The sequence below is a fragment of the Bradyrhizobium sp. genome (genome assembly GCF_049691595.1).
GTDB lineage: Bacteria > Pseudomonadota > Alphaproteobacteria > Rhizobiales > Xanthobacteraceae > Bradyrhizobium.
Genome location: NZ_JBAVNZ010000412.1, coordinates 1 through 2,394, shown reverse-complemented (window position 1 = coordinate 2,394; position 2,394 = coordinate 1). Strand labels below are relative to the sequence as shown.

The window sequence follows — 2,394 nt, the reverse complement described above, 5'->3', positions numbered from 1 at the left end:
GGCCTGGCCGGCGCGCCAGATGGCGATCCTGCCGTCGGCGCCCGCGGTCGCAGCGCGGCCATCCCGCAGCATCACCACGGCGTTCACCGCATCGGCATGGAAGCGAAGCACCTGTTCGGCGGCGTTGCGGGTCAGCGACCAGCGGATCGCGGTCGAATCGAAGCTGCCGGAGATCGCGGTCTGTCCGTCGGGCGAAATCGCAAGCGCGCGAACCGGCCCGCCATGGCCGCGCAACTGCGCGAAGGCCGTAACCGTTCCAAGCGACACGAATGCCAGCAAGGCGGCGCATGCAGCAACCAAAGGGCGGCGTCTGTTTCGAGGGCAAAGCATTCGCGGCAACCGGTTCGTTCACTCGCGTCGCCTTCAAGGGCACGGTTTCCCCCGATGCGGCGTCCATCAGATTAGTGATAACGCTCGGCCGCGCAATGTAGGCAGGTTTGTGGCGCGCCCTAGCGCGTGCCAGGCCGATCGCGGTCCAGGCCCTTGGCCTCCAGATCGTCGAGGTAGTCCTGAAAACGCCGCTCGGCGTTGACACCGAGATCGCGCAGCAATGTCCAGGAGTAGATGCCGGTCGTGTGCATATCGTCGAACCCGAGCCGGATCGCATAATTGCCGACCGCGTCGACGGAGAGAATGGTGACATGACGCTTGCCGCCGACCGTCTTGCGTTGGGCTTCGGAATGCCCCTGCACTTCGGCCGAGGGGCTGGCGACCCGGAGCAATTCGGCAGGAAGGCTGAACGCGGTGCCGTCGTCGAAACTGACATGCAGGGAACGGCGGTCCCTGGGCAAACGAATTTCAACCGGCCATGCCGGAGCCATATTCGGGACGTTCAAGCGACCGCCTTGCCCATTTTACCACATTGTGCGCTGCCCTTGGCCGCCGCCGCGGGCAACGCTGCCCGTCGCACGGCCTCAGCCCGGCCCGACCAGATTATTGCCGGGATCGCCGACCCTGGCACCGCCGGTAGTGAATGCCGTGTGGCTCGGCTGTTGAATGCCGTCGAGCACGACCGACACGCCAAATGCGGCGATCGCCGCAAACAACACCGCCGCGATAAAGACCTTCATGGTGCTTCCCCTGAACCTGACTTTTTCCAGACCGAATTACTCGGCCGGCACCGCGCGCGGCGTGCTTCCCGAGGGACCCTTGGACTGCTCCTCCTCCACCCAGAGCGAATGATGCTCCCTGGCCCAATTGAGGTCCACCTCACCTGTCCCCATCGCGTCGAACGCGCCTTCCATCCCGATCGAGCCGATGTAGATGTGCGCCAGCATGACTGCGATGAACAGCATGGCGATCACGGCATGGATCACGGTCCAGAGCTGCAGTTCCGTCACATCGGCCGGAAGGTACGGGAACAGCATGTACCAGCCAGACAACGACATCAGCGATCCGCCAATGATCACGATCCAGAAGATGCCCTTCTGCCCGGCGTTGAATCGCCTGGCAGGCGGATGCTGCCCGTTCGACAGAAGGCCTCCGCCCTGCCGCAGCCACTGCCAATCGATCTTTCCCGGAATGTTATCCCTGATCCAGATCAGGAACATGATCAGGAGGCCAAGCATGAACGGAAACGCCAGATAGTCATGGGCGATTTTTGCGTAGCCCGACATGGTCGCGAAAGCTTCGGCGCCGAACGCCGGCAGAATCAGGATTCGGCCGAAGCTGATGTTGAGGCCCGACAGCGCCAGCACAATGAAGCAGCTTGCCGTCAACCAGTGGGTGAAGCGTTCGAAGCTGGCAAAGCGCAGAATCCTGGTCCCGGAAAAACCGTGATCAACGCGGATTCGGCCGCGCACCAGCAGGAAAATCAGGAGCACGGCGAACATCCCGATAATCGCGACGCCGCCGATGATCGGCAGCTGGCCGCGGTGAAAATCGCGCCAGTCGCGCCCGGCCGGCTGAATCAGGCTGGCGGCCATCGCATCCGGAATCGATATCCGCCCGGTGATCCTGTCGCCGCCTTTCAGCGCATTCAGGAGCTTGTCCTCCTGGACGGCTTCGGCGGTGGGCTTGAAGGAAAGCTGCGCTGTCGCGGGATGTGCGAGCACGAGCAGCAGCGCAAACGCGGCGCACAGGGCCCTAAGGATCGAAGCCCTGAGGATTGAAGCCCTGAGGATTGAAGCCCTGGCGACCAAGGCCTTGAGAGTTGAAAGCGAGCTCGGCATTTGCACAACGCCCTTTCGGTTTTCCAGGTTACGCGGGCACCGCCCCGACAGGGCGGCGCAGAGTTGCATCAGCCGGTCGGCGAATCGCTGTAGGCGGTTTTCCAGCCCCACATGCCCGAGCCGTAACCGCGCTTCATCACGCGCTCCTTGTAGATTTCGGCGATGATCGCGCCGTCGCCGGCAAGCAGCGACTTGGTCGAGCACATCTCGGCGCAAATCGGCA

At 63.2% G+C, this 2,394-nt stretch carries 4 protein-coding genes and 1 pseudogene; all 5 read right to left on the bottom strand.

The window, feature by feature from the left end; all coding sequences use genetic code 11:
- Positions 1–279 (bottom strand): WD40 repeat domain-containing protein (locus WCE35_RS17555; protein ID WP_424594597.1); only part of this gene is annotated, 279 nt, incomplete at its 3' end.
- Between the two features lie 170 nt (positions 280–449).
- Positions 450–821 carry a gamma-butyrobetaine hydroxylase-like domain-containing protein gene (locus tag WCE35_RS17550; protein ID WP_424594598.1) on the bottom strand — a complete coding sequence of 124 codons (372 nt, stop codon included), beginning with the start codon at positions 819–821 and terminating at the stop codon, positions 450–452.
- A 93-nt stretch (positions 822–914) separates the two neighbouring features.
- Positions 915–1,070, bottom strand: coding sequence for a hypothetical protein (locus WCE35_RS17545; RefSeq protein WP_424594596.1), 156 nt, complete (start codon positions 1,068–1,070; stop codon positions 915–917).
- A 36-nt stretch (positions 1,071–1,106) separates the two neighbouring features.
- A complete protein-coding gene (locus WCE35_RS17540) occupies positions 1,107–2,171 on the bottom strand; it encodes a formate dehydrogenase subunit gamma (protein WP_424594595.1) in 1,065 nt (354 codons plus the stop codon).
- 68 nt (positions 2,172–2,239) lie between these two features.
- Positions 2,240–2,394 (bottom strand): annotated as a pseudogene (locus tag WCE35_RS17535) (formate dehydrogenase); the annotation flags it as partial.